This window comes from Corallococcus sp. AB030 (assembly GCF_003668965.1).
GTDB classification, from domain to species: domain Bacteria; phylum Myxococcota; class Myxococcia; order Myxococcales; family Myxococcaceae; genus Corallococcus; species Corallococcus exiguus.
Genome location: NZ_RAWQ01000093.1, coordinates 1 through 23,969, shown reverse-complemented (window position 1 = coordinate 23,969; position 23,969 = coordinate 1). Strand labels below are relative to the sequence as shown.

The window sequence follows — 23,969 nt, the reverse complement described above, 5'->3', positions numbered from 1 at the left end:
CCCAGAGGGAGCACTGCGATGGCATCGCAGTTGCTCTGCTCGCGGGACACCTCGTCCCACGGGAGCAGGCATCCATGAACACGAACCGATTGCGGCATCTCTTCTCTCGCGCGCTGCGGGCCTCGCTCGCGACGCCACTGGTGCTGGCGGGCTGTGGCACCGGCGGCACGGACCTGCGGGGCTACTCGGCCATCGAGTGCACCCCGCTGGGCGATCCCGCCATCAATGACCTGAGCATCCAACCCGCGGTGGACTTCGTCGAGTCGCGCGTCCTCTCAGGCTACGGCCGCGAGGGCCCGGTGGGCTACGAGACCCGAGCCTCCACCGGAGAGGCGTGCGCGAGCGCCACCGACGTGTCCGCTTGTCAGACAGCCTTGGCCGAGGCGAGCTCCAGCGACGGCTTCACCGGCAACTGCATCCAGCTCTGCTCGAGGTACTTCCTGGCGACGACGCGAGGCGATGAGGTGAAGACCTGGGCGTCGCTGCAAGAGCTCCAGACCCTGCTGGGCGCGGTCGACACCGCGCAGGAAGCGGCGCTCCTCACCTTCGCCGCGGGCTACCGGCTGAGCTGCGAAACGCTGGAGCAGGGAGCGGTGAAGCGGAATCCGGGCGGGGGCTTCAACGTGGTGGCCACGAAGGGCGACGCCTGCGGCGAGGGCTCGAACCTGATGCAGTACGTGGTCAGGGTGTCCGCCAACGGCGAGCTCCGCGAGGTGGAGGATCACGTGCTGCAGAAGGGCTCTGGCCCATGCTCCGTGGGCCGCCGGCCCGTGGGGCTGGAGGGCACGGTCGCGGGAGGTTGCGAGGACGCGCTCGGGCACCACTTCGCGCAGACCGCGCACCTGGAGGCCGCGTCCATCCACGCCTTCTTGAGGCTGCGTGAGGAGCTGGCCCTGCATGGCGCGGAGGCAGCACTCCAGGAGGCGGTGCTCGCGAGCGCGGTGGATGAAGTCATGCACACGGAGATGACGGGACGGCTCGCGCGCCGTTACGGGGCCACGCCACCGCCGCCCGCCGTCGCGGCCGTGCCCCTGCGCCCGTTGAGCGAGGTGGCGTTGGACAACGCCGTGGAGGGGTGCGTGCGCGAGACCTACGGCGCGCTGGTGGCCCATCACCAGGCGCTGCATGCGCGCGACGCGGAGGTGCGCGAGGCCATGGTCCGCATCGCCGAGGATGAGACGCGGCACGCGGGCCTGTCGTGGGACATCGACCGGTGGGCGCGCTCGCGTCTGTCCGCGCCGGACCAGTCAGCGCTGCGCGAGGCCCAGAAGCGCGCCGTGGCCCTGCTGCGCGCGGAGGTCGCGATGCCGCTCGATTCAGCGCTCGTCACGGAGGCGGGGCTGCCCACGCCCGAGGCCGCGCTGGCGCTGCTCGACACGCTGGAGCAGGAGCTCTGGGCCTGATCAGGTCGTCGGCTTGTTCCGGGTCGCGGCTTCGCGCGCGGCCTGGAGCGTGTCGTCCACCGCGGACTCCACCGCGTCGCTGACCAACTCCGGCGCGGAGGTGCGCCAGCGCTCCAGCGCCGCCTCGTGCATCGCCTCCGGATCCTGGAGCTTCTCGTCCGTCTCCGGAGCCACGTCCGCGATGCAGTCCGGGCACACGCCTTCGAGCGCGCGCGACCACACCTCCAGGTGCGTGGTGATGAGCACGCCCTCCATGGCCAGGGCCTCGCGCAGTCCCCTCCGACCCGCGCCGCGCATCTGCGTGCCATGCACGCGGTCCAGCATCGTGCGCATCCAGGCGGCCACCGCCTCGGGTTTCGGACACGTCTGCCTGCCGCATACCCGGCAGGTCGTCTGCCAGGACTGCCCTTCCATTGGAGTCATCGCGACCCACTCCTCGCACCCGGTTTGCGGACTCGCTTTAGCAAGGCCCCTCCTCTCACGCACGTAGACGTGAGCGTCTATGAATGCGGAGAATCCTACTTCCTGGACCCTTCTGGAGCCGCCTCATGTCCCGAGCCGAGATCGACGAATCGCATGCGCAGTTCCGTGGAGCCTGGAGGCTCATGACGCTGGGGCTACCCCGTGGAGAGGTCGTGGAGCGTGCGGACGTGTTCATCACCGCGGGTCACGTGACGTGGTCGCTGATGAACATGTCGTTCCTCAACCGGCCGGCGGAGACGGAGGCGGAGCTGATGCGCGCGGTGGACTCGGCCGCTAGCTACTTCGCGCAGGGACCGCACGGGTGGGCCTTCACGCTGACGCCGGAGTGGCTGGCGCCGGGGCTGCGGGAGCAGGCGGACGCGCTGCTCGCCACGCGAGGGCTCAAGCCGGGGATGACCACGTCGGGAATGGTGGCGGACCGGATGCTGGAGCCGGTGCGGCCCCTGCCGCCGCTCGACCTCCGGCCGGTGAACGACACCTGGGGCTACAACGCCGTCGCGGACGTGAACGCCGCGAGCTACGACACACCCCAGGCGCTGGGACGTGAAGCCCTGGCCGCCCCCGGCATCTTCGGCCCCGAGAGCCGGGCCTTCGTCGGCTGCCACGACGGCGCGCCGTCGACGAGCACGGTGGCGCTGCGCGTGGACGGCATCGTCTACATCGCGCTGGTGGCGACGCTCGCGGAGCACCGCCGCAAGAGCGCCGCGGAGACGGTGCTCCGGCGCGCGCTGGAGGAGGCGAAGCACGCGTGGGGGTTGGAGCGAACGGTGCTGCATGCCACGGAGGCCGGCGCGCCCGTCTACCGCCGCATGGGCTACCGGGACGTGGCGCCGTTCGTCTCCTACTTCGCGCCCCCGAAGGGAGCGTGAAGCACCGCGGCGCCGGTTTCCCAGGAAGACCGGTGCCCTGCCGGAACTTGGGAGCTGACCCCGCGCGTCAACAGCGCGAGCCTGCTGCCCAAGGGTCGTCCACTCAACGCAGCATGAGTCCCACTGCGGGGGCTGGGGTTTGGACCGGCGCCGCCGCTGTCTAGCTTGGTCGATCAGCCCCCCACCCCTGGACCCCCACCTTGGCGATTCCCTCTCGCACCGACGTGCGCCGCTCCACCGCCGCGCTCCTCGGCGCGCTCCTCGTCCTGACCTCTGCCTCCGCCCAGGCGCAGTCCGCGCCCACGCCGCTGGAGGACAACCGCACCATCACGCTGGGCTACATCGGCATCGCGTATGAGCTGGGCGGCATCATCGACCCCACGCTGCAACCCGGTGGCACCAGCAGCGTGCGTCCCAACTGGTTCACCTTCGCGCCGCATGCGTCCCAGGCCGGCGGCAAGGGCATGTACAGCGCGGCGCTCGCGCGGCACTTCATCAACACCGCGCGGCTTCAGCCTTCGCTGTCGCTGACGAACGCGCTGGACCGGCTGGGGCTGGACGGCGTGCTGCGCCTGCGGATCCAGGACCTGTCGCTCCAGCTCATCGCGCAGGGCCTGACGGTGGACGCGGCCACGGCCCTCAGTGTGCTGACGAGCGCGCTCAACGCCGGGGCGCTCGCGGACGTGCGCACCCTGCTGACCACCGCGTCGCGCATGGGCACGCTGTACTGGAGCGCTCCGGGCGCGACGCCGCTCGACAAGGTGGAGGCCATCGTCATCACGCTGGAGCGCACGCTCCACGAAGGCAACCTCGCCATCTACAACGACATCGGCGGCTCAGCGCGTCTGTATCTGGACTGGCGCGCCGCCGCCACCGGGCCCATCACGCCCGCGCGCGTGCTCACCGAGTTCACCCTGGTGGACGCCAACAACGTGGAGGCGCAGCAGGCGTATGCCTATGCCATCGCGCACGCGGAGGACTCGCCGCGCCCCACCCGCATGGACCTGATCTTCCCCGGCATGCCCTGGAAGAGCCTGCTCATCGCCGCGTTCGCGCTCTACGAGGACGCCCGGCAAGCGCCCACGCCCGCGCGCCGTGACGCGCTCGTCGCCATGGGTACCAACTTCGTCGCGTGGCGCGAACAGTACGACCAGGCCCAGCCCGTCTTCACGCCCGCGGGTTCGCCCTCCGACGAGGTGTCTCGCGCGGCCGTGCTCCAGATGCTGACGCCCTTCCTGATGACGGACTTCGGCACCGTGCGCTGGACCTACGCGGACTATGCGTATGCCCAGCCGGACCGCGACGGAAACCCGCTCACCTCCCCTCCGTGCGAGTACAGCTGGGCGGACTTCTGGGATCGGTGGAACGGAATCCTCTTCGCGTTCGACAAGGCCTATGCACGGCCCACGGAGTTGTGGGTCATGCCTGAACCCCTCATGGATCCGCTGAGCTGACAGACGGCCCGGACGCCCTGTGCGCTCGCTTGACGGGCGCGGGGGCCGTGCGGGAGCGTGCAAACCCGATGAGTCCCCTCCCCGGTGGTCCGTTCGAACCTGTTCGCCACGCATCCAAGGACGATGCGTCCTCACCGGGCACGGCCGCCGCGCGCGCGCCGCATGACGCGAATCAGCCCCCTGTTCCGGCCGACGAGGCCAGCATGTCCGCGCAGACCCGCTTGCAGGTCCTGCGGGAGATGATGGCCGAGGCGTTCCTGGCGCTCGACGCGCAGGGAATCATCCATGAGCTCAACCACCGTGCCGCGTCGCTGCTGGGCCTGCCGTATGGCACCTGCCAGGGCCTGACGCCGTGGGAAGCGCAGCCGATGCTGGCCGGCACGACGTTGCACGAGCGGCTGCTGGACGCGCTCACCACGCGCGAGCCCGCGCGCTTCCTGTCGGAGCTGCCGTCAGGCGTCTGGCTGGAGCTGTCCGTGCGGCCGGTGGGCGGCGAGACGTGGGTGCTGGCCACGGACATCACCCGCCGTCAGCGCGCGGAGACCGAGGTCGCGCGCACCGAGGAGCGCTTCCGCCAGCTGGGCGAGCGGTTCCAGGTGGCGCTGGAGTCCGCGCAGATGGCGGTCTGGGAGACGAACCTCGTCACCGGGCAGGTGTTCCGCTCGGAGGGGCATGACCGGCTCTACGGCTACCCGCAGCCCCTGGCGGAGTGGACGCACGAGCAGTTCCTGGCGTCGCTGCATCCGGACGACCGTCCCGCGGTGGAAGCGCAGGTGACGGCCATCTTCCACAACGACGTGCTGTCGTACTCCTCTACCTTCCGCACGCACTGGCCGGACAACACCTGGCACTGGCTCATCAGCCGGTCGCGAGTCATCCGCGACGCGAACGGCAAGGTGATGGTGGTGCGCGGGGCCATCCTGGACATCACCGCGCTGAAGGAGACGGAGGAGGCGTTGCACGAGGCGGTGCGCACGCGCGACGACTTCCTGTCGGTGGCGAGCCACGAGCTGCGCACGCCGCTCACGTCGCTGCGCCTGCAGGTGGACCTGTTGCGGCGCATGGCCGAGTCGAAGGGCCACGAACCCCTGGGCTCCGAGAAGGTCACGACGCGGCTGGACGCGGCGGACCGGCAGCTCAAGCGGCTGACGTCGCTGTTGGACAACCTGCTGGACGTGAGCCGCATCCGCACGGGCAAGCTGGACTTCGATCTGGTGAGCGACGACCTGGCGCCGGTGGTGCAGGACCTGGTGGCGCGCTTCGGGGACGAGGCGAAGCAGGCCGGGGTGGAGCTGGACGTGCGCGTGGAGGGCCCCGCGCCGTGCCGGTTCGACCGGCTCAAGCTGGAGCAGGTGCTGAGCAACCTCATTTCCAATGCGCTGAGATACGGCCAGGGCACGCCGGTGCACGTGTCGCTGCGCCATCAGGACGGACAGCTGCGGCTGACCGTGCGGGACGGCGGCCCGGGAGTCCCCGCCGCCGAGCGCGAGCGCATCTTCCAGCGCTTCGCCCAGGTGCAGGGCTCCGCGCGCACGGGAGGCCTGGGACTGGGGCTCTACATCGTGCAGCAGATCGTGGAAGCGCACGGCGGCCGCGTCTGGGTGGAAGAAGCATCCGGCGGCGGCGCGGCGTTCGTGGTGACGCTGCCGGTGGACGGCGCATAGGCGGGCTTCAGGGCTCGAGCGACGCTTCCCCACTGTCGACGGGAAAGCCGAGCCGGAGGGATTGCGTCTCACCTGGCTTCAGGTCCACGGGCACGCGCATTGCCACCGGGCCGAACAAGCCATCGATGGCGAAGAAGGTGTAGCGGCCGGGAGGCAGCTGGCTGAAGGTGAGGTCCCACGGCCAGTCTTGAAACTCCGGCACATCCGGATCGTCCGACGGCCAATCCGTCGCGGCGGGATCGCGGGTGAATGCGGAGCGCTGGAGGGCTCGCAAGCCTCTGAACGTCTTCGGCATGTCCACATGGCCGGGAACGAGGAAGGTCTCCAGCCGTTCGCGTGAATCCGGGAAGTGGACCTGGAGCGCGCCCCCTCCAGTCCTCGGGACGAAGTCCCTGCGTTCGCGTTCGCGTGACGAGAGCGAGACGGGCTGGGGTGAGAAGACCAGCGGTGCGGGCCTTGGCCACGGAGCATCCCGGACCTGCTCCTCCGAAACGTGCACGAAGCACTCTCGGCCCCCTGGAACGCGCAGCACGTAGTGGCCGGCTTCATCCGTCGTGGTGCGGGTGTCGAGCCCGGCCTCGCAACGTGCCCGGACCGTCACGCCCGCGAGCGGAACACGCGCCCCATCCGTCACGTACCCCTGGAGTACCGCGTCCGCGGTCAACCGCAGCTCCACCTGGTCCTCGTGCGCTCCGACCGCGTACAAGGCCGTTCCGCCCTGCTCCTCGTTCACCCGGAGGAACACGGGGCGATGGGGCAGGCCCGCGAGACGGAAGCGCCCGGCCTTGTCCGCGCCATTCCCGCCCCCGGTGAATGCGTCGCGCGGGATCTGCAGGTCGTCGGGCTCCACCAGGTCGATGCGAGCGTAGGGAGCCTGGGTTCGCCCATCTTCGTGGAACACCTGACCCCGAACGATGTGGCCGGGTTCGAGCGTGATGTCAGGGACCGTCCGCTCCTCGTGCGCGTGCCCTTCGAATCGCAGGCGAACCGAGGCCATGTCCGGCGCTCCGATGTAGAGGGTGTAAAGGCGCGAGGTTTCCGTGGCCCAGGCGAAGCGGCCTTCACGATTGGCCACCGTCCAACTGTGGATCCAGTACAGCGACAGGGGCTTCCCAACCGGATCGACGACACGGCCCACCAGACGGCCCGTCGGCTGGAACACCACGGGCCCGCCATTCGGGCCGGAAGGACCTTGTTCCGCGAGGCCCACGAGCTGGTCGATCCCATCCGTGGACCTGAGCTCGAGCTTGTGGGGCCGAGCCAGGGGATGCATCAACTCGAAGCGCCCGTCCGGGCCGGTGCGGGTCGTGCACTCGCCCTTGAGGCCCCTGCCCTCCGGAGACTCGAGCGCCGTGGCCCGAAGCACCAGGCCGGCCAGCGGTTTTCCGTCGGGAGCCACCGCCTGACCTGTCCACGACCCCGCCTTGGCGGCGCCTTCGAAGCTCACGGTGACTTCGGACTGCTGTCCGGGAAGGACTTCGACGTCCACGTCGCGGTCCCACCGGCATCCGGCGGCAGGCTCGTAGCCCGCCGTCACGCGATAGCGCTGCGGCGCGAGTCGCAGGTAGCGCATTCCCTCGGGCGTTTGCTCGGACTCACGCGAAACGTCGAGCCACCGGTCGACGGGATGCAAGAGGTTCGTGGCGTTCGGGACGACGCGTCCCTCGGTGTCCACCACCCGCACGAGCAATGGCGAGCCTCGTCCCATCACGACGGTGAGCTCGGGCTGGGGCGTGATGACCTTCAACCGCCGCCAGGCCCACTTCGGCTTGGTGGAATAGAGCAGGCCCTCGCCAGCGGCCGCGCCCTGGAAGTTGAACCGGCCCTGCGCATCACTGGTGGTTTGCACGACCGGGGCGCCGACGTGGGAAGAGACGAACCGGAGCCGGACGTCGCTCACGGGCTTCCCCTCCGTGTCCACGACGCGTCCGGAGAGTGGCACCGCGCGCGCCAGGGGCAGCTCCATCCGGGGCTTCGGTTCCGGCGCGATCCGGATGTCCGTGCGCGAGGTCGTCACGAAGCCGGGCGCCCGTATCTCCGCGGCGTACCAGCCCGGCTTCAGCGCAACGCGTCCCGTTCCGTGTGCGTCCGTCGTGCCGGGCAGTGCCGTGTCTCGCTTCAAATCCGCGCGCCAGACCTTCACCCGCGCGCCGGGGACAGGTTGCCCCTCCGGGTCCACGACCTGGAACACCCATGTCACTTCATTCGCCGGTCCGGGCGTTTCCAACTCCGGACGCGTGCCCGCGCAAGCGAGCACCACGGCAACGAGCCCCACCCCGCTCCATCGCATGCCCCACAGATTAGCAGGGCGTGACGCTGCCGGTGGAGGGCGCGTCGCCGGGCTTCAGGGCACGAGGAACGTGCCTCCACTCTCGATGGGAAAGCCAGGCTGGAAGGACTGCGTCTCGCCTGGCTTCAGGTCCACGGGCACGCGCAGGACCGCTGTCGCTCCGTCCTGGGGTTCGACGGCGAAGAGCGTGTAGCGCTTGTCCGGCAGATGGCTGAAGGAGAAGTCCTTCTGCCAGTATGCATAGACGGGCATGTCCGGATCATCCGTTCGCCACGGGTTTAGAGCCGGATCGCTGATGAAGGCGGACCGCTGGAGCGCTTTCAGGTCCGCGAATGTCTTCGGCATGCGCGCGTTGCCAGGAACGAGGAACGTCTCCAGCCCATCCCTCACCTTTGGGAAGTGGACCTGGAGTCGCGCACCACCGCTCCTCGAAACGAAGTCCCTGCGTTCGCGCTCCCGAGGTGAGAGGGAAACAGGTTGGGGAGAGAAGACGGGCGGCGTGGGCCGCGGCCACGTGTAGATCCAGCGCCGATCCACCGGAAAGTGCACGAAGCAATCCCTGTCCGCTGGCACTCGGAGCACGTAGTGGCCGGCATCGTCGGTCTTGGTGCTGGCATCGAGCCCGGCCCCGCACCGCACTTCGAGCATCACGCCCGCAAGCGGAACACGCGTTCCATCCGTCACGAAGCCTTCGAGCGTTGCATCCGGCTTCAGCCGGAGCTCCACCCGAGACTCACGAGCCCCAAGCTCATACAGGAGGGTCCCGCCTTCCAGGCGATTCAACCGGAGGTACTGCGGACGCCGTGGCACATGGTCCAAGCGAAAGCGGCCGGCCTCGTCGGGGCGAGCCCCGAAGCGGGAGTTCCAGAGCTTGATGTCCACGTCGGCGGGGTCCACCAGCTCGATCCAGACCTTTGTCACGGGTGTGCGTCCATCCGCCTCGAGCAGCCTGCCCAGCACAGAGTGCCCCGTGTCGAGCTGGATGTCCGGGACCCTTCGCTCCTCATGCGCGCGAGCCTCGACCCGCACGCGCGAGGAGGCCATGTACGCGGCGTCGACACGCAAGGAGTAGGTCCGGGACCGGGTCGGCCCCCGGATGAATCGGCCATCACGGTCGGACTGGCTCTGCCAGTCGACGTCGAAGTAGGTCATGGGTTTCCCATCAGGGCCGAGGACGCGTCCCACCAATGTTCCGGGAGCGTGGAACACCACGGGTTCGTCCTTCGCATTGGAAGGTGCGAGCTCCGCCTCGCCGACCCGCTCATGGGGTTCAGCCGCGTGTCTGAGCTGGAGTCGATGGAGCCCTGCCTGGGGATGCGACAACTCGAAGCGTCCGTCCGGACCGGTCGTGCCCTCACAACCCTCTTCGACCTCCATGCCCTCCGCGGAGGGAGGCGCCGTGGCCCGCAGCTTCATGTTGGCCAGCGGCCACCCGTCGGGTGTCACCGCCCTGCCCGTCCAGGGGCCCGCGCTGGTAGCGCCTTCGAAGCTCACGGTGACTTCGGCCTGCTGTCCGGGGAGGACTTCAACGTCCACGGCGCGGCGCCACCAGCAACGCGGGGCCGGAGCGTAGCTGGCGATCACGCGATAACGCTGCGCTGGGAGCAACTGGTGGATCGTTCCTTCAGGCGTCTGCTCGGACTGATGCCGGATACCAATCGGCCGGTCCAGGGGGGTGATGGAACTATGGGAGTTGGGGATCAGGCGTCCCTCGAGGTCCAGACCCCGCACGAGCAACGACGAGAGCTGTCCCATCACGACAGTGAGTTCCGGCTGGGGCGTGATGACCTTCAACCGTTGCCAGCTCCAACCGTCCTTGTCGGAGTAGAGGAAGCCCTCGCCAGCGGCTGCACCCTGCATGCTGAACTGGCCCGCCTCGCCGCTGATGGCTTCCACGAAGGGAGCGGCGGCGTTGGAGGACGCGAAGCGGATCCGGACGCCCGACACGGGCTTTCCCTCCGCATCCACGACGCGTCCAACGAGGGGCGCCGAGCGCGCCAGGGACAGCTCCATCCGGGGCTTCGAGTCCGGCGCGATCCGGATGTCCTCGCGGAAGGCCGTCACGAAGCCACGCGCCTGCACCTCCGTGCCATACCAGCCCGGCTTCAGAGCAACGCGTCCGGTCCCCTGCGCATCCGTCGAACCGGGCTGCCCATAGGCTGGCGACTGATCCGCGCGCCAGACGTTCACTCGCGCACCGGACACGGGTTGTCCCTCCGGGTCCACGACCCGGAACACCCATGTCACGTCCTTCGCCGGTCCGGGCGTTTCCAACTCCGGACGCGTGCCCGCGCAAGCGAGCACCACGGCAACGAGCCCCACCCAGCTCCATCGCATGGCGTGAAGCATACGCGATGGGTTCGCATCAGCGCATGAACGGCCTTCCGCCTCCGCGACCAGGACGCGCGGACTGGATGACGTGCACGCCGGTCCCGGTCAGCTCCACGGGGATGCGCAGGATCGCGTCCGTTCCCTCCAGCTCGTCCCGGATGAAGAGCGTGTAGTGCCCCAGGGGAAGACGACTGAAGCGGAAGTCCGCCCCCAACATGAAGTGGGGAGCGAAGGACTCGTGCCCGGACTCCGACTCCCATGTGTTCGGCATCGGGTCGGGTCCGAAGCCAGCCCGGAGCAGGTCATCCAGCGCCTCGGGCGAGCGAGGCCAGGGGACGTCTCCCGGAAGCACGAACGCGGTGATGAGCTCGCGAGATGCCTCGACGCTCACCTCCAACGACGCGGGCCCCTCACGGGACTCGAAATCCAACGCCTGCCGTGAGCCGGACGACACACGAAGCCGCGTCGAGGAGAAGGACACCGGAGGCGGCTGGGGCGGAAAAGGCGGCCGGATGTTCAGGGGGCTCCCTTCGGGATGCACGAAGCACTCGCGGTCTCCCGGGATGTTCATGGAGTAGAGGCCCGCCCCGTCGCTCCTGGAGCTCACCGTGAACCCACCTTCGCAGCGGACGTTCAGGCTCACCCCCGCCAGCGGAACCCGCGCTCCATCCGTCACGGAACCGTGCAGTTCCGCATGGGGAACGAGCCGCAACCGCACCGCCGTCTCATTCGGTTCGAGCGCATGGAGCACGGTCCCGTGTTCCTTCGAATCGACGCGCAGGAACTGGAGCCGGCCAGGCACATGCTCGAATTGGAAGCGCCCCTCTGCGTCGGTCATCACCGCCCGCAGGCGACGCGGCGGTCCATGGCCGTCCAGGTCGAACGCCTCCACGAGCTGGACCTCCTGATGGGGCACGCCCGTGCGTCCGTTCCTCGCGAAGACGCGGCCCTGCACGGTGCGGCCCTCGTCGAGCACGACGTCTGGAACCTGGAGCACTTCCCCTTCCCGCCCCTGCGCGCGCACGAGGGCGGGGGCGAATCCCAACACATCGATGACCCACTGATAGGTGTGGGTCAAGTCCACGTATCGCACGTACTCGCCCCGCGGATTGTGTGGGGGGTGTCCGTCGACTTCGAAGAAGCCCACGGGCTGCCCATCCGGGCGCACGACACGACCCTTCAGAGCACCTCCATCCTTGCGAAACACCAGCGCTTCACCCGTCCCCGGCGGCGGTGACCCTTGCGACCTCCATTCGAAGCGCGCGCTGGAATCCGTCATCGAGATGAAGTCGGGATTCTCCAACAGGTGCGGGAGGATGAAGCTCCCGTCACTTGCCGTGCGGAAATCACACTTCCCTCGCAGCCCTGCCTCGGTGGTCGATGTGCTTCCCGTCCACGCCATTCCCTCGCGGTCAGCAACCCCCTGGCCCTTGGACTCCACTGCACGTGCCCGCCAGGGCCCCAGCCCGTGGATCCCCTCGAAGCTGACCGTCGCCTCCGTCCGTGTACCTGGCGCGACCTGGACTTCGATGGAGCGATCCCACCAGCACTCCGGTGAGGGCTCGTAGCGGCCGGTGACGAGGTAGCGTCCTGCGCGAAGCTGCTGGAAGACGACGTCCTCCGGACCCTGCTCCGGGAACCGCTCGAAGGGGCGCCTTTCGTCCATCGCATTGATGTGAGTGGCCACTCCTGGCAACGCCCTGCCCTGGGGGTCCAGCACCCGGACACGCAGCGAACTGAGCCCGCCCATCACCACCGTCAACTCCGGTGCGGGCGCCACGAACTCCAGCCGCGTCGGACTCCAGTCGTACTTCTCCGCACGAAGCGTCACGCTCCCTGCGGGAACGCCGTCGAAGTGGAAGCGCCCTTCCGCATCGCTCTCGGTCGGCTGGACGGACACAGCCTCGTTGGCGAGGCTGAGTCCAAGCCGGGCCCTCGCGACGGGCCGTCCTTCCAGATCCACCACGCGCCCGGCGATTGGCGCCGCGCGCTCCAGCGTCACATCCAGACGCGCCTCTCCGCCAACGGGGACCCGTGCATCCGCGCGGGTCACACTCACGAAGCCCGCCGCCTCCGCCTGGACGACATACCAGCCCGGCATCACCCGGAGCCGGGCCGTCCCCGTCGCATCCGTGGTGCCTGACCTAATGACCAGGCTCCCGCGATCCGCGCGGCGTGCCACCAGCCTCACGCTGGAAACAGGCTGTCCGGCCGGATCCAACGTGCGGATCGTGAACGCCACCTCCTCCATGGGCCAGCGGGTATTCGTCTGCACAGGACGCGGCGCTTCCACGCACGCGAGCACCACGGCCAAGAGCCCCACCCAGCTCCATCGCATGCCCCGCAGGTTAGCAGGGACTGGCGCGGATACGGCGCCGGCATCAATCCATGAGCAGCGCCCCTCCACTCTCCAGGGGGAAGCGGAGCGGAAGGGACTTCGTCTCCTCGCGGGTCAGGTCCACCGGCACGCGCAGGACCGCGAACGCGGTGTCCTGGGGTTCGACGACGAAGAGCGTGAAGCGCTTCCCCGGGAGGTGGCTGAACGTGAAGTTCTTCTGCAGGAATTGATATCCGGGCACGTCCGGATCATCCGAACGCCAGGTGAGTGAAGGCGGGTCGATGCTGAAGGCGGACCGCTGGAGTGCTTTCAGCTCCGCGAAGCTCTTCGGCATGCGCGCATTGCCAGCGACAAGGAACGGCTCCAGTCGTTCACGCGGCTCGGGGAAGTGAACACGGAGCGTGGCGCCAGCACTTCGGGGCACGAAGTCCGTGCGCTCACGCTCACGCGGGGAGAGCACCACGGGCTGGGGCGAAAAGACGAGCGGCGGAGGCCTGGGCCAGGGCGCTCGATCCCGGAGTTGCTCCTCTGAAGCATGCACGAAGCAATCCCGGTCCGCGGGAACGCGGAGCACGTAGTGCCCGGCTTCGTCGGTCTTGGCGCGGGCATCGAGCCCGGCCTCGCAACGCACCTGCACTGTCACCCCCGCGAGAGGAACCCGCGCGCCATCCGTCACGAAGCCATCGAGCGTTCCGTCGGGTTTCAGCGTGAGGTCCACCCGGTCCTCGCCGGGCCCGAGCGCGTACAGGATCGTCCCGGCCTTCTCGTCATTCACCCGAAGGTATTGCCGTCGCCGGGGCACGCGGTCGAACCGGAAGCCGCCGGCCATGTCGGCGGGAAGCGCATGGGGAAAGTACGAACGCCGGATGTCCACATCGTCGGGGTCCACCAGTTCGACCCTGGCTTGGGGCACCGGGGTGAGGCCATCCGCCTCGACGACCCGCCCCACCACGGAGTGCCCGGCGTCGAGCATGATGTCCGGGACCGCCCTCACCTCATGTTCGCGGCCTTCGACACGCACGCGCGTCGGAGCCATGTTCGGAGCACTGGCGATCAGCGAGTAGGTGCGAGACGCCCACAGCTCCCGGCTGAAACGACCTTCGGGTTCGGTAAAGGATGCCCAATCGACGCTGTACTCGGGCACAGGCTTTCCGTCGGGCCCGAGGACCCGTCCCACCAGCGTGCCAGGCGAGCGGAACACCACGGGTCCGCCCTTCATGTCGGAAGGCGCTTGTTCCGCTACGCCCATCAGCCGGTAAGCTGCCTGGGTTCGGAGCTCGAGCTTGTGAGGCCGCGCCAGGGCACCCAACCACTCGAAGCTTCCGTCCGGGGCGGTGAGGGTCTCGCACTCGCCTCCGGGCCCCTTGTCCTCCGGAGCCTTGAGCGCCGTGGCGAGCAGTCGCAGGCCGGCCAGCGGCTTGCCGTCAGGCGTCACCGCCCGGCCCATCCAGGGGCCCGCACGGGCGACATCCTCGAAGCTCACGGTGACATCGGCCTGCTGCCCGGGAAGGACTTCGACGTCCACGCTTCGCATCCACCAGCAACCGGCGTGAGGAACGTAGACAGCCGTCACGCGATAGCGCTGCGCCGCGAGTCGCAGGTGGACGGTCCCCTCGGGCGTTCGCTCTGACTCGTGCGAGAGGTCGACCCCCCGGTCGATGGGGCTCACGAAGCTCGAGGATTTCGGGGCCACGCGTCCGTCGATGCCGAGCACCCGCACGAGCAATGACGAGCGCCGGCCCATCACGACGGTGAGCTCGGGCTGGGGCGTGAGGACCTTCAACCGCTGCCAGCTCCACTCCTCCTTGTCGGAATAGAGCAACCCCTCGCCAGCGCTCACACCCGCGAAGGTGAAGTGGCCCTGCGCATCACTGGTGGTTTCGACGACCGGGGCGGCGACGCTGGAAGAGACAAACCGGAGCCGGACGTCGCTCACGGGCTTCCCCTCCGCATCCACCACCCGTCCGGAGAGAGGCACCGCGTGAGCCAGGGGTAGGTCCATCCGCGGTCTTGAATCCGGCGCGATCCGGATGTCCGTGCGGAATGCCGTCACGAAGCCTCGTGCCTGGACCTCCGCTGCATACCAGCCAGGCTTCAGGAGATGGGCCCCCGCCCCCTGTGCATTCGTCGTCCCAGGCCGCGCGCTGTCTTGCGACAGATCCGCGCGCCAGACCCGCACCCGTGCACCGGATACAGGTTGCCCCTCCGGGTCCACGACCCGGAACATCCACGTCACGTCCTTCGCCGGTCCGGGCGTTTCCAACTCCGGACGCGTGCCCGCGCAAGCGAGCACCACGGCAACGAGCCCCACCCAGCTCCATCGCATGCCCCTCAGGTTAGCAGGGCGTGACGCGGCCGTGGACGGAGTGCATGCGGGCTTCAGGGCACGAGCAGCGTCCCCCCACTGTCGGCGGGAAAGCCGAGCCGGAGGGACTTCATCTCGCCCTGCTTCAGGTCCACGGGCACGCGCAGAACCGACGGTCCAAACTCCCCATCGACGGCGAAGAAGGTGTAGCGGCCGGGCGGCAGGTGGCTGAAGGCGAAGTCCGTGCGCCAGAAGTAAGCCCCCGGCACATCAGGATCCTCCGGCGGCCATTTCCTCGCGGCGGGATCGCTGGTGAATGCGGAGCGCTGGAGGATCCGCATGGCTCCGTACGTCTTCGGCATGTCCACATCGCCGGGAACGAGGAAGGTCTCCAGCTTCTCGCGTGGCTCCGGGAAGTGGACCTGGAGCGCGACCCCACCGTACCTCGGGACGAAGTCCCTGCTTTCGCGCGCGTGTGGCGAGAACGAGACGGGCTGGGGTGAGAAGACCAGCGGCGCGGGCCGGGGCCACTGGGCATCCCGGAGCGGCTCATCCGAAACCTGCACGAAGCACTCGCGGTCCCCCGGAACGCGCAGCACGTAGTGGCCTGCTTCATCCGTCGTGGTGCGGGTGTCGAGCCCGGCCTCGCAGCGCGCCCGGACGGTCACGCCCGCGAGCGGAACGCGCGCCCCATCCGTCACGCCCCCCTGGAGCACCGCGTCCGCGGTCAGCCGCACCTCCACCTGGTCCTCGTGAGCTCCGACCTCGTACAAGGCCGTTCCGCCCTGCTCGTCGGTCACCCGGAGGAACTGGGTGCTTCGGGGCAGCTGTTTGATGTGGAAGCGGCCCGCCTCGTTCGCTTCATTCGCCGCGCGGTGCTCGTCGCGCGGGGTCTCCAGGTCGGCGGGGGCCACCCGCTCGACGCGGGCATGGGGAACCCCTGTCTGCCCATCTTCGTGGAACACCCGGCCCACGACGGTGTGACCGGGTTCGAGCGTGATGTCAGGGAGCGTCAGTTCCTCGCGCGCGCGAGCTTCGACTCCTAGCAGCGCGCCAGGAGGATGGAACACCACGGGCCCGCCATTGGGGCCGGAAGGTGCTTGTTCCGCGACGCCCATCTTCCGGCGAAGCCCATCCATGGACCCGAGTGCGAGCTTGTAGGGCCGAGCCAGGGGATGCCTCAACTCGAAGCGTCCGTCCGGGTCTGTCGTCGTCATGCATTCGCCCATGAGGTCCCCGCCCGCCGGCGTCTTGAGCGCCGTGGCCCGAAGCACCAGGCCAGCCAGCGGTTTCCCGTCGGGAGTCACAGCCCGGCCCGTCCAGACTCCCGCACTGGAGACGCCTTCGAAGCTCACCGTGAATTCAGCCTGCTGTCCGGGAGGGACGTCGACGTCCACGGTGCGGTCCCACCAGCACCCAGACGCAGGAGCGTAGCTGGCCGACACGCGATAGCGCTGCGCCGGGAGTCGCAGGTGGCGCGTTCCCTCAGCCGTTTGCTCGGACGCGTGCGAGATGCCGACATTCCGGTCGATGGGCCTCACGAAGCTACGGGAGTTCGGGACCACGCGGCCCTCGGGGTCGACCACCCGTACGAGCAATGACGAGTGTTGGCCCATCACGATGGTGAGTTCGGGCTGGGGAGTGACGACCTTCAAGCGGTGCCAGCTCCAATCCGCCTTGCTGGCATAGAGCAGGCCCTCGCCCGCGGCCACGCCCTGGAGGGTGAACTGGCCCTGCGTGTCACTGGAGGTTTGCACGAGCGGGGTGGCGACGGTGGAAGAGACAAACCGGAGCCAGACGCTGTTCAGCGGCTTTCCCTCCGTGTCCACCACGCGTCCGGAGAGTGGCACCGCGCGCGCCAGGGCCAGCTCCATCCGCGGCCTCGAATCCGGCGCGATCCGGATGTCCGTGCGGAATGCCGTCACGAAGCCCCGGGCCTGGACCTCCGCGGCATACCGGCCCGGCTTCAGCGCAACACGTCCGGTCCCCTTTGCGTCCGTCATGCCGGGCAGCGCGTTGTCTTGCGACAGCTCCGCGCGCCAGACGTTCACCCGCGCACCGGACACGAGCTGTCCCCCCGGGTCCACGACCCGGAACACCCACGTCACTTCATTCGCCGGTCCGGGCGTTTCCAACTCCGGACGCGTGCCCGCGCAAGCGAGCACCACGGCAACGAGCCCCACCCAGCTCCATCGCATGGCGTGAAGCATACGCGATGGGTTCGCGTCAGCGCGTGTATGGCCTTCCGTCTGCCCGAGCGGGACGCTCGGACCGGATGACGTGCGCGCCGGACTTGGTCAGATTCACGGGCACGCGCAGGACCGAGTCCGCTCCATCGATCTGCTCCCGGATGAAGACCGTGTAGTGCCCCAGGGGAAGATGGCCGAAGTGGAAGAACGCCCCCAACATGAATGAGGGAGTGAAGCCGTCGTCATCGTCTTCCGGCTTGAAACCGGCCCGGATGAGCGCATCCAACGCTTCGAGCGTGCGGGGCCACGGCACGTCTCCTGGCAGCACGAACGCGGTGACGAACTCGCGAGATGCCTTGACGCCCACCTCCAGAGAGGCAGCGCCTTGGCGAGGCGTCGGGTCCAACCTCTGGCGCGAGCCGGGCTCCAGTCGAACCCGCGTCGGTGAGAAGGACGCAGGGGGCGGCAGGTACATCTCCCCGACGCTCAGGTGGCTTCCCGCGGGATGCACCTGGCACTCACGATCCCCCGGGATGTTCACGGAGTAGAGGCCCGCCCAGTCCGTTCCGGCGCTCACCTTGAAATCACCTTCGCAGCGAACCTCCAGGCTCACCCTCGCGAACGGAACCCGTGCGCCGTCCGTCACGGAGCCGTGCAACTCCGCGTTGGGAACGAGTCGCAACCGCACCTCGCTTTCTTCGGGCTTGAGCGCCTGGAGCACGGTCCCGTGTTCCTTCGCGTCCACGCGCAGGTACAGGAGCCGGCCCGCCACATGCTCGAATTGGAAGCGCCCCTCGGCGTCGGTCATCGCCGCCCGCGGGCGATTCGACCGATGCCCGTCCAGGTCGAACGTCTCCACGAGCTGGACCTCTTGATTGGGCACGCCCGTGCGACCGCTTCTCGCGAAGACGCGGCCCTGCACGGTGCGGCCCTCGTCGAGCACGACGTCCGGAACCTGGAGCTCTTCCCCAACCCGCCCCTGCGCGCGCACAAGGGCGGGAGCGAAGCCCAACACGTCGATGACCCACTGATAGGTATGGTTCATCCACACGCCCTGCACGTACTCGCCCCGTTGATTCCCCGGAAAGTATCCGTCGACTTCGAAGTAGCCCACGGGCTGCCCATCCGGGCGCACCACACGGCCCTTCAGAGTCCCGCCCTCCGGAGGAAACACCAGCGCTTCGCCCGCCCCCGCCCCGTTCGCGCCCTTCGACATCCGCGTGGGTGACGGTTTGTCGGAATCCCAGACCACCTGGACCGGAGGCCCGGTCACACGTGAAAGAGCGAAGGATCCATCCGGCTCCACGCGGGCTTCACACCGTCCGCGCAGACCGAGTGCACCCTCTCCGTGCTCCCCCATCCAGGCCATCACCTGTCCACCGCCAAGCGCCCTTCCCTTGTCGTCGACAGCACGCCCGCGCCAGGGCCCGAACCCCTCGACCCCTTCGAAGCTCACCGTCGCTTCCGTCTGCTGCCCCGGAAGCACCTGGACTTCGATGACACGTTCCCACTCGCATCCCACCGAGGGCTCGTATCGACCCGAGACGTGGTAGCGACCGGCGGGAAGGTTCAGGAACAGGATGCCCTCGGGCACCTGGATCGGGCTCTTCGTCATCGGACGCTCGCCTTCCTCCTCGAGTGAGATCGAGACGGAAGGCTCGGCCAGTCGATGCTGTTGGGGATCCAGCACCCGGACCCGCATCTTGCCGAGTCCCCCCATCACCACCGTCAACTCCGGTGCGGGCGCCGCGAGCTTCAGCCGCGTCGGACTCCAAGCGTCCTTCTCCGCGCGAAGCGTCACCGCTCCGGCGGGAACGCCGTCGAAGTGGAAGCGCCCTTCCGCATCGCTCTCGGTCGGCGGGACGGCCACGTCTTCGTTCGCGAAGCGGAGTTCAAGCCGAGCCCCCGCGACGGGCCGTCCTTCCAGGTCCACCACGCGACCGGCGACGGGCGCGGCGCGCTCCAGCGTCACGTCCCAACGAACCTCATCACCGAAAGGAACCCGCGCATCCGTGCGGGTCACGCTCACGAAGCCGGGCGCCTCCGCCTGGAGGACATACCAGCCCGGCATCACCTGAAGCCGCGCCGTGCCGGTCGCATCCGTGGTGCCTCCCCTGGCGACGGAGGACCCGCGATCCGCGCGGCGCGCTACCAGGGAAACACCTGGAACCGGTTGGTTCGCCGCATCCACGACGCGGACGCCCACCGGCACCTCTTCCTGAGGCCAACGCTTCATCACCGGACGCGGCGCCTCCGCGCACGCGAGCACCACGGCCAAGAGCCCCACCCAGCTCCATCGCATGCCCCGCAGGTTAGCAGGCCATCGTGAGGCATGGCTCCGTCAGTGAACGAAGTGCACGCCCCCCACCACGGCGCGCTTCGTCTCGAACCTGTGGACGCCAGGCTCCGTGAGGTTCACGGGGTAGCGGAGCACGAAGACCCCGTTACGGCTTCCGAGCACGAACACCGTGTAGCGCCCCAGAGGCAGCTGGCTGAACCGGGGCTCACCCCAGGCGCGATAGAACCAGTTCTCGACCTGGCGTTCCGGGCGCTGCTCGGCGGGGGCCGAATCCGGTTCGGCAGCGGAGGCTATCAGCGCGTTCATGGCCTCCGCCGTCGACGGCATCGGAACATCCCCTGGCACGAGGATGACCCGATCCCATTCGCCCGCATCCGGAAACAAGACCTGCACGGCAGCGGGGCCCGTGCGCGGCCGCAGCTCCACCCGGACCGTCTCTCCTGGACGGCCACTGTTGAATCGCAGGGGCCAGAAAACGCGCAGCGGGGGCATGGGCCAACCGCCTGGGTCTTTGTATTGATAGACACTCAAGACACACTCGCGCTCCGGGACGACCGACAAGCTGAACCGTCCCTCCGCGTCGGTGACGGGCACCCGGTCGGGATAGACCTCGCACCCCGTCATCAGGCTGAGGCCCTGCAAGGGGCGCCCCACTTCATCCACCATCGTGCCAGCCAGCGTGGCCTCCGGACTGAGCCGCATCGTCACCTCCTCCACGTCCGCGCCCAACGGCTGTGAGGCCGTTCCATCTTCTTCCGTCTCCGCATCGAGGATGAACGGCTCGCGCGGCACGTTCTCCAGCACGTCGCGGCCATCGGCATCCACGATCCGGAACGTCTGGAACCAGGCGAACGTCGACTCGCGCCCGGGCAACGGATGCAGGTCCATTCTTCCCTTCGACACGGCCGGCTGCCCGTTCTCCCGCACGAGCCGGACGCGCACGGTGCGGCCTGCTTCCAAACTCACGTCTGGCAGGGCGGTCCGTTCCTCGCGGGGATCCACCCGCATGCGCGTGCTCGCGAGTCCCTCCGCCTCGAAAACCAGGCCCGCGGGCCCAGGACCTTCCAGGGTGTACCGATAGCGCCCCTCCGGATCCTCGTAGGTCTCCGAGTTCACCTTGAAACGGGTCAGGGCCTTTCCATCCGGTCCCAGCACGCGTCCCTCCACGAAGGGACTGGGACGCCGCTCCAGCAACACGTCCTTGGCCTCCGGACCGAACTCGACCTTCACGATCCCGCTGGAGACCTCCACGCGAACAGGTCCCTGCGGCAGGTGTTCCAACGTGAAGCGCCCCTGCGCGTCGGTCCGGGTGGAGTCCTCGCTCGCGAAGGCGTCCTTCTTCGGATCACCCGACGAGGCGCTCAGCCACGCGTCCGCCACGGGCCGTCCGTCGGCGTCGATGACGCGGCCCCGAAGCGGTGCGCGTTCCACCACGCCCTCGAAGCGGAGCGTCAGCTCGCGAGTCTGCCCCGCCACGACCTCCACCTCCGAGGACGTGCTCCACTCCGCGTTCCCACCCAGAGGATGCGTGAACGTCACCCGGTAGCGCCCTGCCTCCAGGCCCCGGTACATCCGGGCGTCCTTCACGTGCTCATCGATCCAGGCGCCCTCCTTCGCCACGGGCTCGAGCGCCTTGACCTCCACCCTTGGCGATCCCACCGGACGTCCCTTCGGATCGAAGGCCGTCACCCGCAGCGTGCCCTGCTCGCGCAGGATGAGTTTCAGCTCCGAGGGTCGCGCGTCGTGCACCCACCGCTCGTCGCTGTAGCCCCTGTGCCGTGCCAGCAACACGCCCGGGCCGGGCCCCATGCCTTCGAACCGGAAGGTTCCGTCCGGGTTCCCCACGAGGTCCAACCGGGGCGCCGTCGTGTCCGCCGGTATCCACGAGAGCGACACGGCCCGAAGGGGCTGACCCGCGCCGTCCACCACGCGCCCGGGGACCGACCTGGAGGAACGGAGCGTCATCGTCACGGTCGCCGGGTGTTCGCGCCCGAGCCGCACGTCCGGATCCACGAAGGTCTGGTAGCCCAAGGCCTCGGCGGTGAAGACGTACCAGCCGGGAGGCACCGTCAGTCCGGTCTTCCCCTGGGCATCCGTCGTGCCCCAGATCACCTCGGGATGATCCGCCATGGCCTCCCGGATCCGGAACTCGATGTGGGGCAGCGGCCTGCCCTCCGCATCCTTCGCCAGCACCGTGAGCAGCGCGGACGCGGGCGCGGCCTCGGTGCGCGCCACCTCGGACACGGACACCGGCTTCTGATTCGACGTGCCCGCGCACGCGAGCATCCCCACCACGAGCCCCACCTGGCTCCATCGCATGCGCACAAGGCTAGCAGGCGCGCATGAACGCCAGACAGGCCCTCAGCCGAAGCGCTCGCGGAAGGTGCTCAGGTTCGGCCCCTTCCCACCGCGCTCGTATACCGCGAACACCACCCGGCTGAACGCGCCCGCCATCGTGGACAGCCCTCGCGCGAAGGCCTCCGCCGCGTCGTGCGGGTTGTTGCGGAACGCACCGCAGCCCCAGGCTCCCAGGATGATCGTGCGGTGCCCATGGTGCGCCGCCACCTGCAACACCTTGAGCGCCCTCGCGGCCAGCACTTCGCGCAGCTTCTGCGCGACCTCCGGATCCTTCGTCGGCAACTCCCGCGCGTTGGGCGCGGGCGCCGTCAGCACCGACACGGAGAACGGCCGTTCCAGCAGGTCGTAGTGCTCGTTGCGGAAGAACGGCACGTCCGGCGAATAGATGAAGTGATCCGTGTACAGCGGCGAGCGCAGCTTGCGGTTCACGTCGTAGTACTCCGGCCACTTCAACAGGCACGGGTACAGCGCCGAGCACCGCGCCAGGTCCTCCTCCTGCGCCTTCGCGCCCGTGAGGAAGCCGCCGCCCGGGTTCACCGCCGACGCGAAGTTGAGCGCCAGCACCCGCCGCTCACCCTCCTGCTCCACCAGCCGGCGCGCGGCGTCGCCCGTCTTCTCTGGCGTCACCTCGATGGTGAAGCCCGGCACCGGCGCGGGCCGCATGAGGTGTTCGAAGTCACCGGGGCGCACCAGCACGGTGCCCTCGACCGCGCGCGACACCGCGTCGCGAATGGACACCTCCCGCCCGGACAGCGGCACGTAGGTGCCTTGATCCAGGATGTGAAGGGTCTCGTCCGCGACGCGGTTCAGTGACATGGCGTCACTCGCAGCCGATGCGCTCGGGCGCCACCGCGAGGTCGTCGATCCACGTCTCCGACGCGGAGTCGCCCTTCGGGTGCACGAAGCCGTAGCCCACCCCGAAGTTGGTGAAGGGCCGGATGCCCACGTTGGGGAAGTCGTAGGCCTGCTTCCCATCCACCCACACCAGCGCGTGGCCCGTGGTCGCGGTGCTGTTCGCGCGCTCCACGCCCCACTCGATGCAGGTCCACTTGTTGGGCGACACCGTGACCTTCGTGTCCTCCTGGAGGTTCCAGCCCGTGCCCTTGATGCCGCTCCAGTCATCCAGCGCGAAGGCGCCGTTGTGCATCCCCTGGAGCTCGATGCCGCCGAAGTCGTTGTCCTTCGGCGAGAAGAGGATGAAGTACGTCCCCATCACGCCCTCCGGCGAGGCCCGGTTCAGGTACACGTACGCGCGCGTGTAGAGCTTCGTACCGAACGCCGGGATGTCCTTGCGAAGGTGCGCGATGGCCTGCTGGTCCCCCGGGCCCGTGTCCTCGTTGTAGCCCGGGTCCGTCTTCACGTGCAGCGCGCCGCTGCCGGAGCGGGTGCGCGTGCCGTCGATGGCGATGGTGGCGTGGTGGTCCTCGTCCGGGTGCTTCCAGCCGTTCTGCCCCTTGTCGAAGTTCTCGCAGAGGATCGCGGAGGCGGGGCACTGGCCGTTGCCCGTGCTCGTGCCGGCGTCGGTGTTCGTGCCCGCGTCCGTGCTCGTGCCCGAGTCCGGGGTGTTGTCCGTCTTGTCGCCGTCGTCGCCGCAAGCCGACAGCGCGCCCACCGCGAGGGAAGCCATCATCAACGCCAGTGCCGAAGTCGAACGCATGAGTCCTTCCAGGAAGAGGCGTCGCGCCCTCGCGCTCCAGCCGCGGGACGGGACGTGTCTCCGTCCTAACACGGCCCCCCGTCTTCCTTGGAATGGGGCCCGGCAGACCCCGGCGGTGGCGGCAAGCGGGCAGGCGGTGACGACCGGCCCCACGGGGTCATGCGGATGTCGTCCGTGGATGGATGCGCGCGCGGCGCGATCACAAGTGCTCACTAGCGGCGCACCACCCTGCCCGGCAGGTGCGCGTTGCCGTTCCGGCCCGTACTGCTTTCCATGTGAGGCGCCAGCGGCACGGGTGTCACCCTCACGGGCGACAGGAGGGTGGGAGC

Annotated in this window: 14 protein-coding genes; 4 read left to right on the top strand and 10 right to left on the bottom strand. The window is 68.9% G+C overall.

All coding sequences use genetic code 11. The features are described 5' to 3' along the window. Positions 1-74 precede the first annotated feature (74 nt). Positions 75-1,403, top strand: coding sequence for a ferritin-like domain-containing protein (locus D7Y15_RS22030; RefSeq protein ID WP_121753821.1), 1,329 nt, complete (start codon positions 75-77; stop codon positions 1,401-1,403). On the opposite strand, the gene D7Y15_RS22025 is transcribed toward D7Y15_RS22030, so the two are convergent. Next, entirely contained in the window at positions 1,404-1,826 is a 423-nt protein-coding gene (locus tag D7Y15_RS22025; protein ID WP_126934617.1) for a hypothetical protein, read from the bottom strand. Positions 1,827-1,951: 125 nt separating this feature from the next. On the opposite strand from D7Y15_RS22025, the gene D7Y15_RS22020 reads away from it, so the two are divergent. From D7Y15_RS22020 to D7Y15_RS22010, 3 genes are all read left to right on the top strand, one after another. Then, positions 1,952-2,755 carry a GNAT family N-acetyltransferase gene (locus D7Y15_RS22020; RefSeq protein WP_121753819.1) on the top strand — a complete coding sequence of 268 codons (804 nt, stop codon included), beginning with the start codon at positions 1,952-1,954 and terminating at the stop codon, positions 2,753-2,755. A 200-nt stretch (positions 2,756-2,955) separates the two neighbouring features. Further along, the gene (locus D7Y15_RS22015; protein WP_121753818.1) at positions 2,956-4,209 is read left to right on the top strand and encodes a hypothetical protein; all 1,254 of its coding nucleotides are present in this window, start codon (positions 2,956-2,958) and stop codon (positions 4,207-4,209) included. 203 nt (positions 4,210-4,412) lie between these two features. Further along, entirely contained in the window at positions 4,413-5,873 is a 1,461-nt protein-coding gene (locus D7Y15_RS22010; protein WP_120577048.1) for an ATP-binding protein, read from the top strand. 7 nt (positions 5,874-5,880) lie between these two features. Here D7Y15_RS22010 and D7Y15_RS22005 read toward each other — a convergent pair whose 3' ends face one another. The 9 genes from D7Y15_RS22005 to D7Y15_RS21965 form a co-directional block, all read right to left on the bottom strand. Next, entirely contained in the window at positions 5,881-8,148 is a 2,268-nt protein-coding gene (locus tag D7Y15_RS22005; RefSeq protein ID WP_233605046.1) for a carboxypeptidase-like regulatory domain-containing protein, read from the bottom strand. Positions 8,149-8,217: 69 nt separating this feature from the next. Then, positions 8,218-10,500 (bottom strand): carboxypeptidase regulatory-like domain-containing protein, encoded by a 2,283-nt coding sequence (locus D7Y15_RS22000; protein ID WP_233597005.1) that lies wholly within the window; start codon positions 10,498-10,500, stop codon positions 8,218-8,220. A 28-nt stretch (positions 10,501-10,528) separates the two neighbouring features. Next, positions 10,529-12,817 (bottom strand): carboxypeptidase-like regulatory domain-containing protein, encoded by a 2,289-nt coding sequence (locus D7Y15_RS21995; protein WP_233597004.1) that lies wholly within the window; start codon positions 12,815-12,817, stop codon positions 10,529-10,531. Between the two features lie 58 nt (positions 12,818-12,875). After that, positions 12,876-15,158 (bottom strand): carboxypeptidase-like regulatory domain-containing protein, encoded by a 2,283-nt coding sequence (locus D7Y15_RS21990; RefSeq protein ID WP_233597003.1) that lies wholly within the window; start codon positions 15,156-15,158, stop codon positions 12,876-12,878. Between the two features lie 53 nt (positions 15,159-15,211). Continuing rightward, the gene (locus D7Y15_RS21985; protein WP_233597002.1) at positions 15,212-17,335 is read right to left on the bottom strand and encodes a carboxypeptidase-like regulatory domain-containing protein; all 2,124 of its coding nucleotides are present in this window, start codon (positions 17,333-17,335) and stop codon (positions 15,212-15,214) included. Positions 17,336-17,363: 28 nt separating this feature from the next. Next, complete coding sequence (locus tag D7Y15_RS21980; RefSeq protein WP_233597001.1) at positions 17,364-19,613, bottom strand: carboxypeptidase-like regulatory domain-containing protein; 2,250 nt, start codon at positions 19,611-19,613, stop codon at positions 17,364-17,366. A gap of 54 nt (positions 19,614-19,667) precedes the next feature. Beyond that, positions 19,668-21,944 carry a carboxypeptidase-like regulatory domain-containing protein gene (locus D7Y15_RS21975; RefSeq protein ID WP_121753816.1) on the bottom strand — a complete coding sequence of 759 codons (2,277 nt, stop codon included), beginning with the start codon at positions 21,942-21,944 and terminating at the stop codon, positions 19,668-19,670. Positions 21,945-21,986: 42 nt separating this feature from the next. After that, the gene (locus D7Y15_RS21970; protein WP_121753815.1) at positions 21,987-22,799 is read right to left on the bottom strand and encodes a TIGR02452 family protein; all 813 of its coding nucleotides are present in this window, start codon (positions 22,797-22,799) and stop codon (positions 21,987-21,989) included. A gap of 4 nt (positions 22,800-22,803) precedes the next feature. After that, positions 22,804-23,640, bottom strand: coding sequence for a hypothetical protein (locus tag D7Y15_RS21965; RefSeq protein ID WP_120577039.1), 837 nt, complete (start codon positions 23,638-23,640; stop codon positions 22,804-22,806). Between the last annotated feature and the right edge of the window lie 329 nt (positions 23,641-23,969).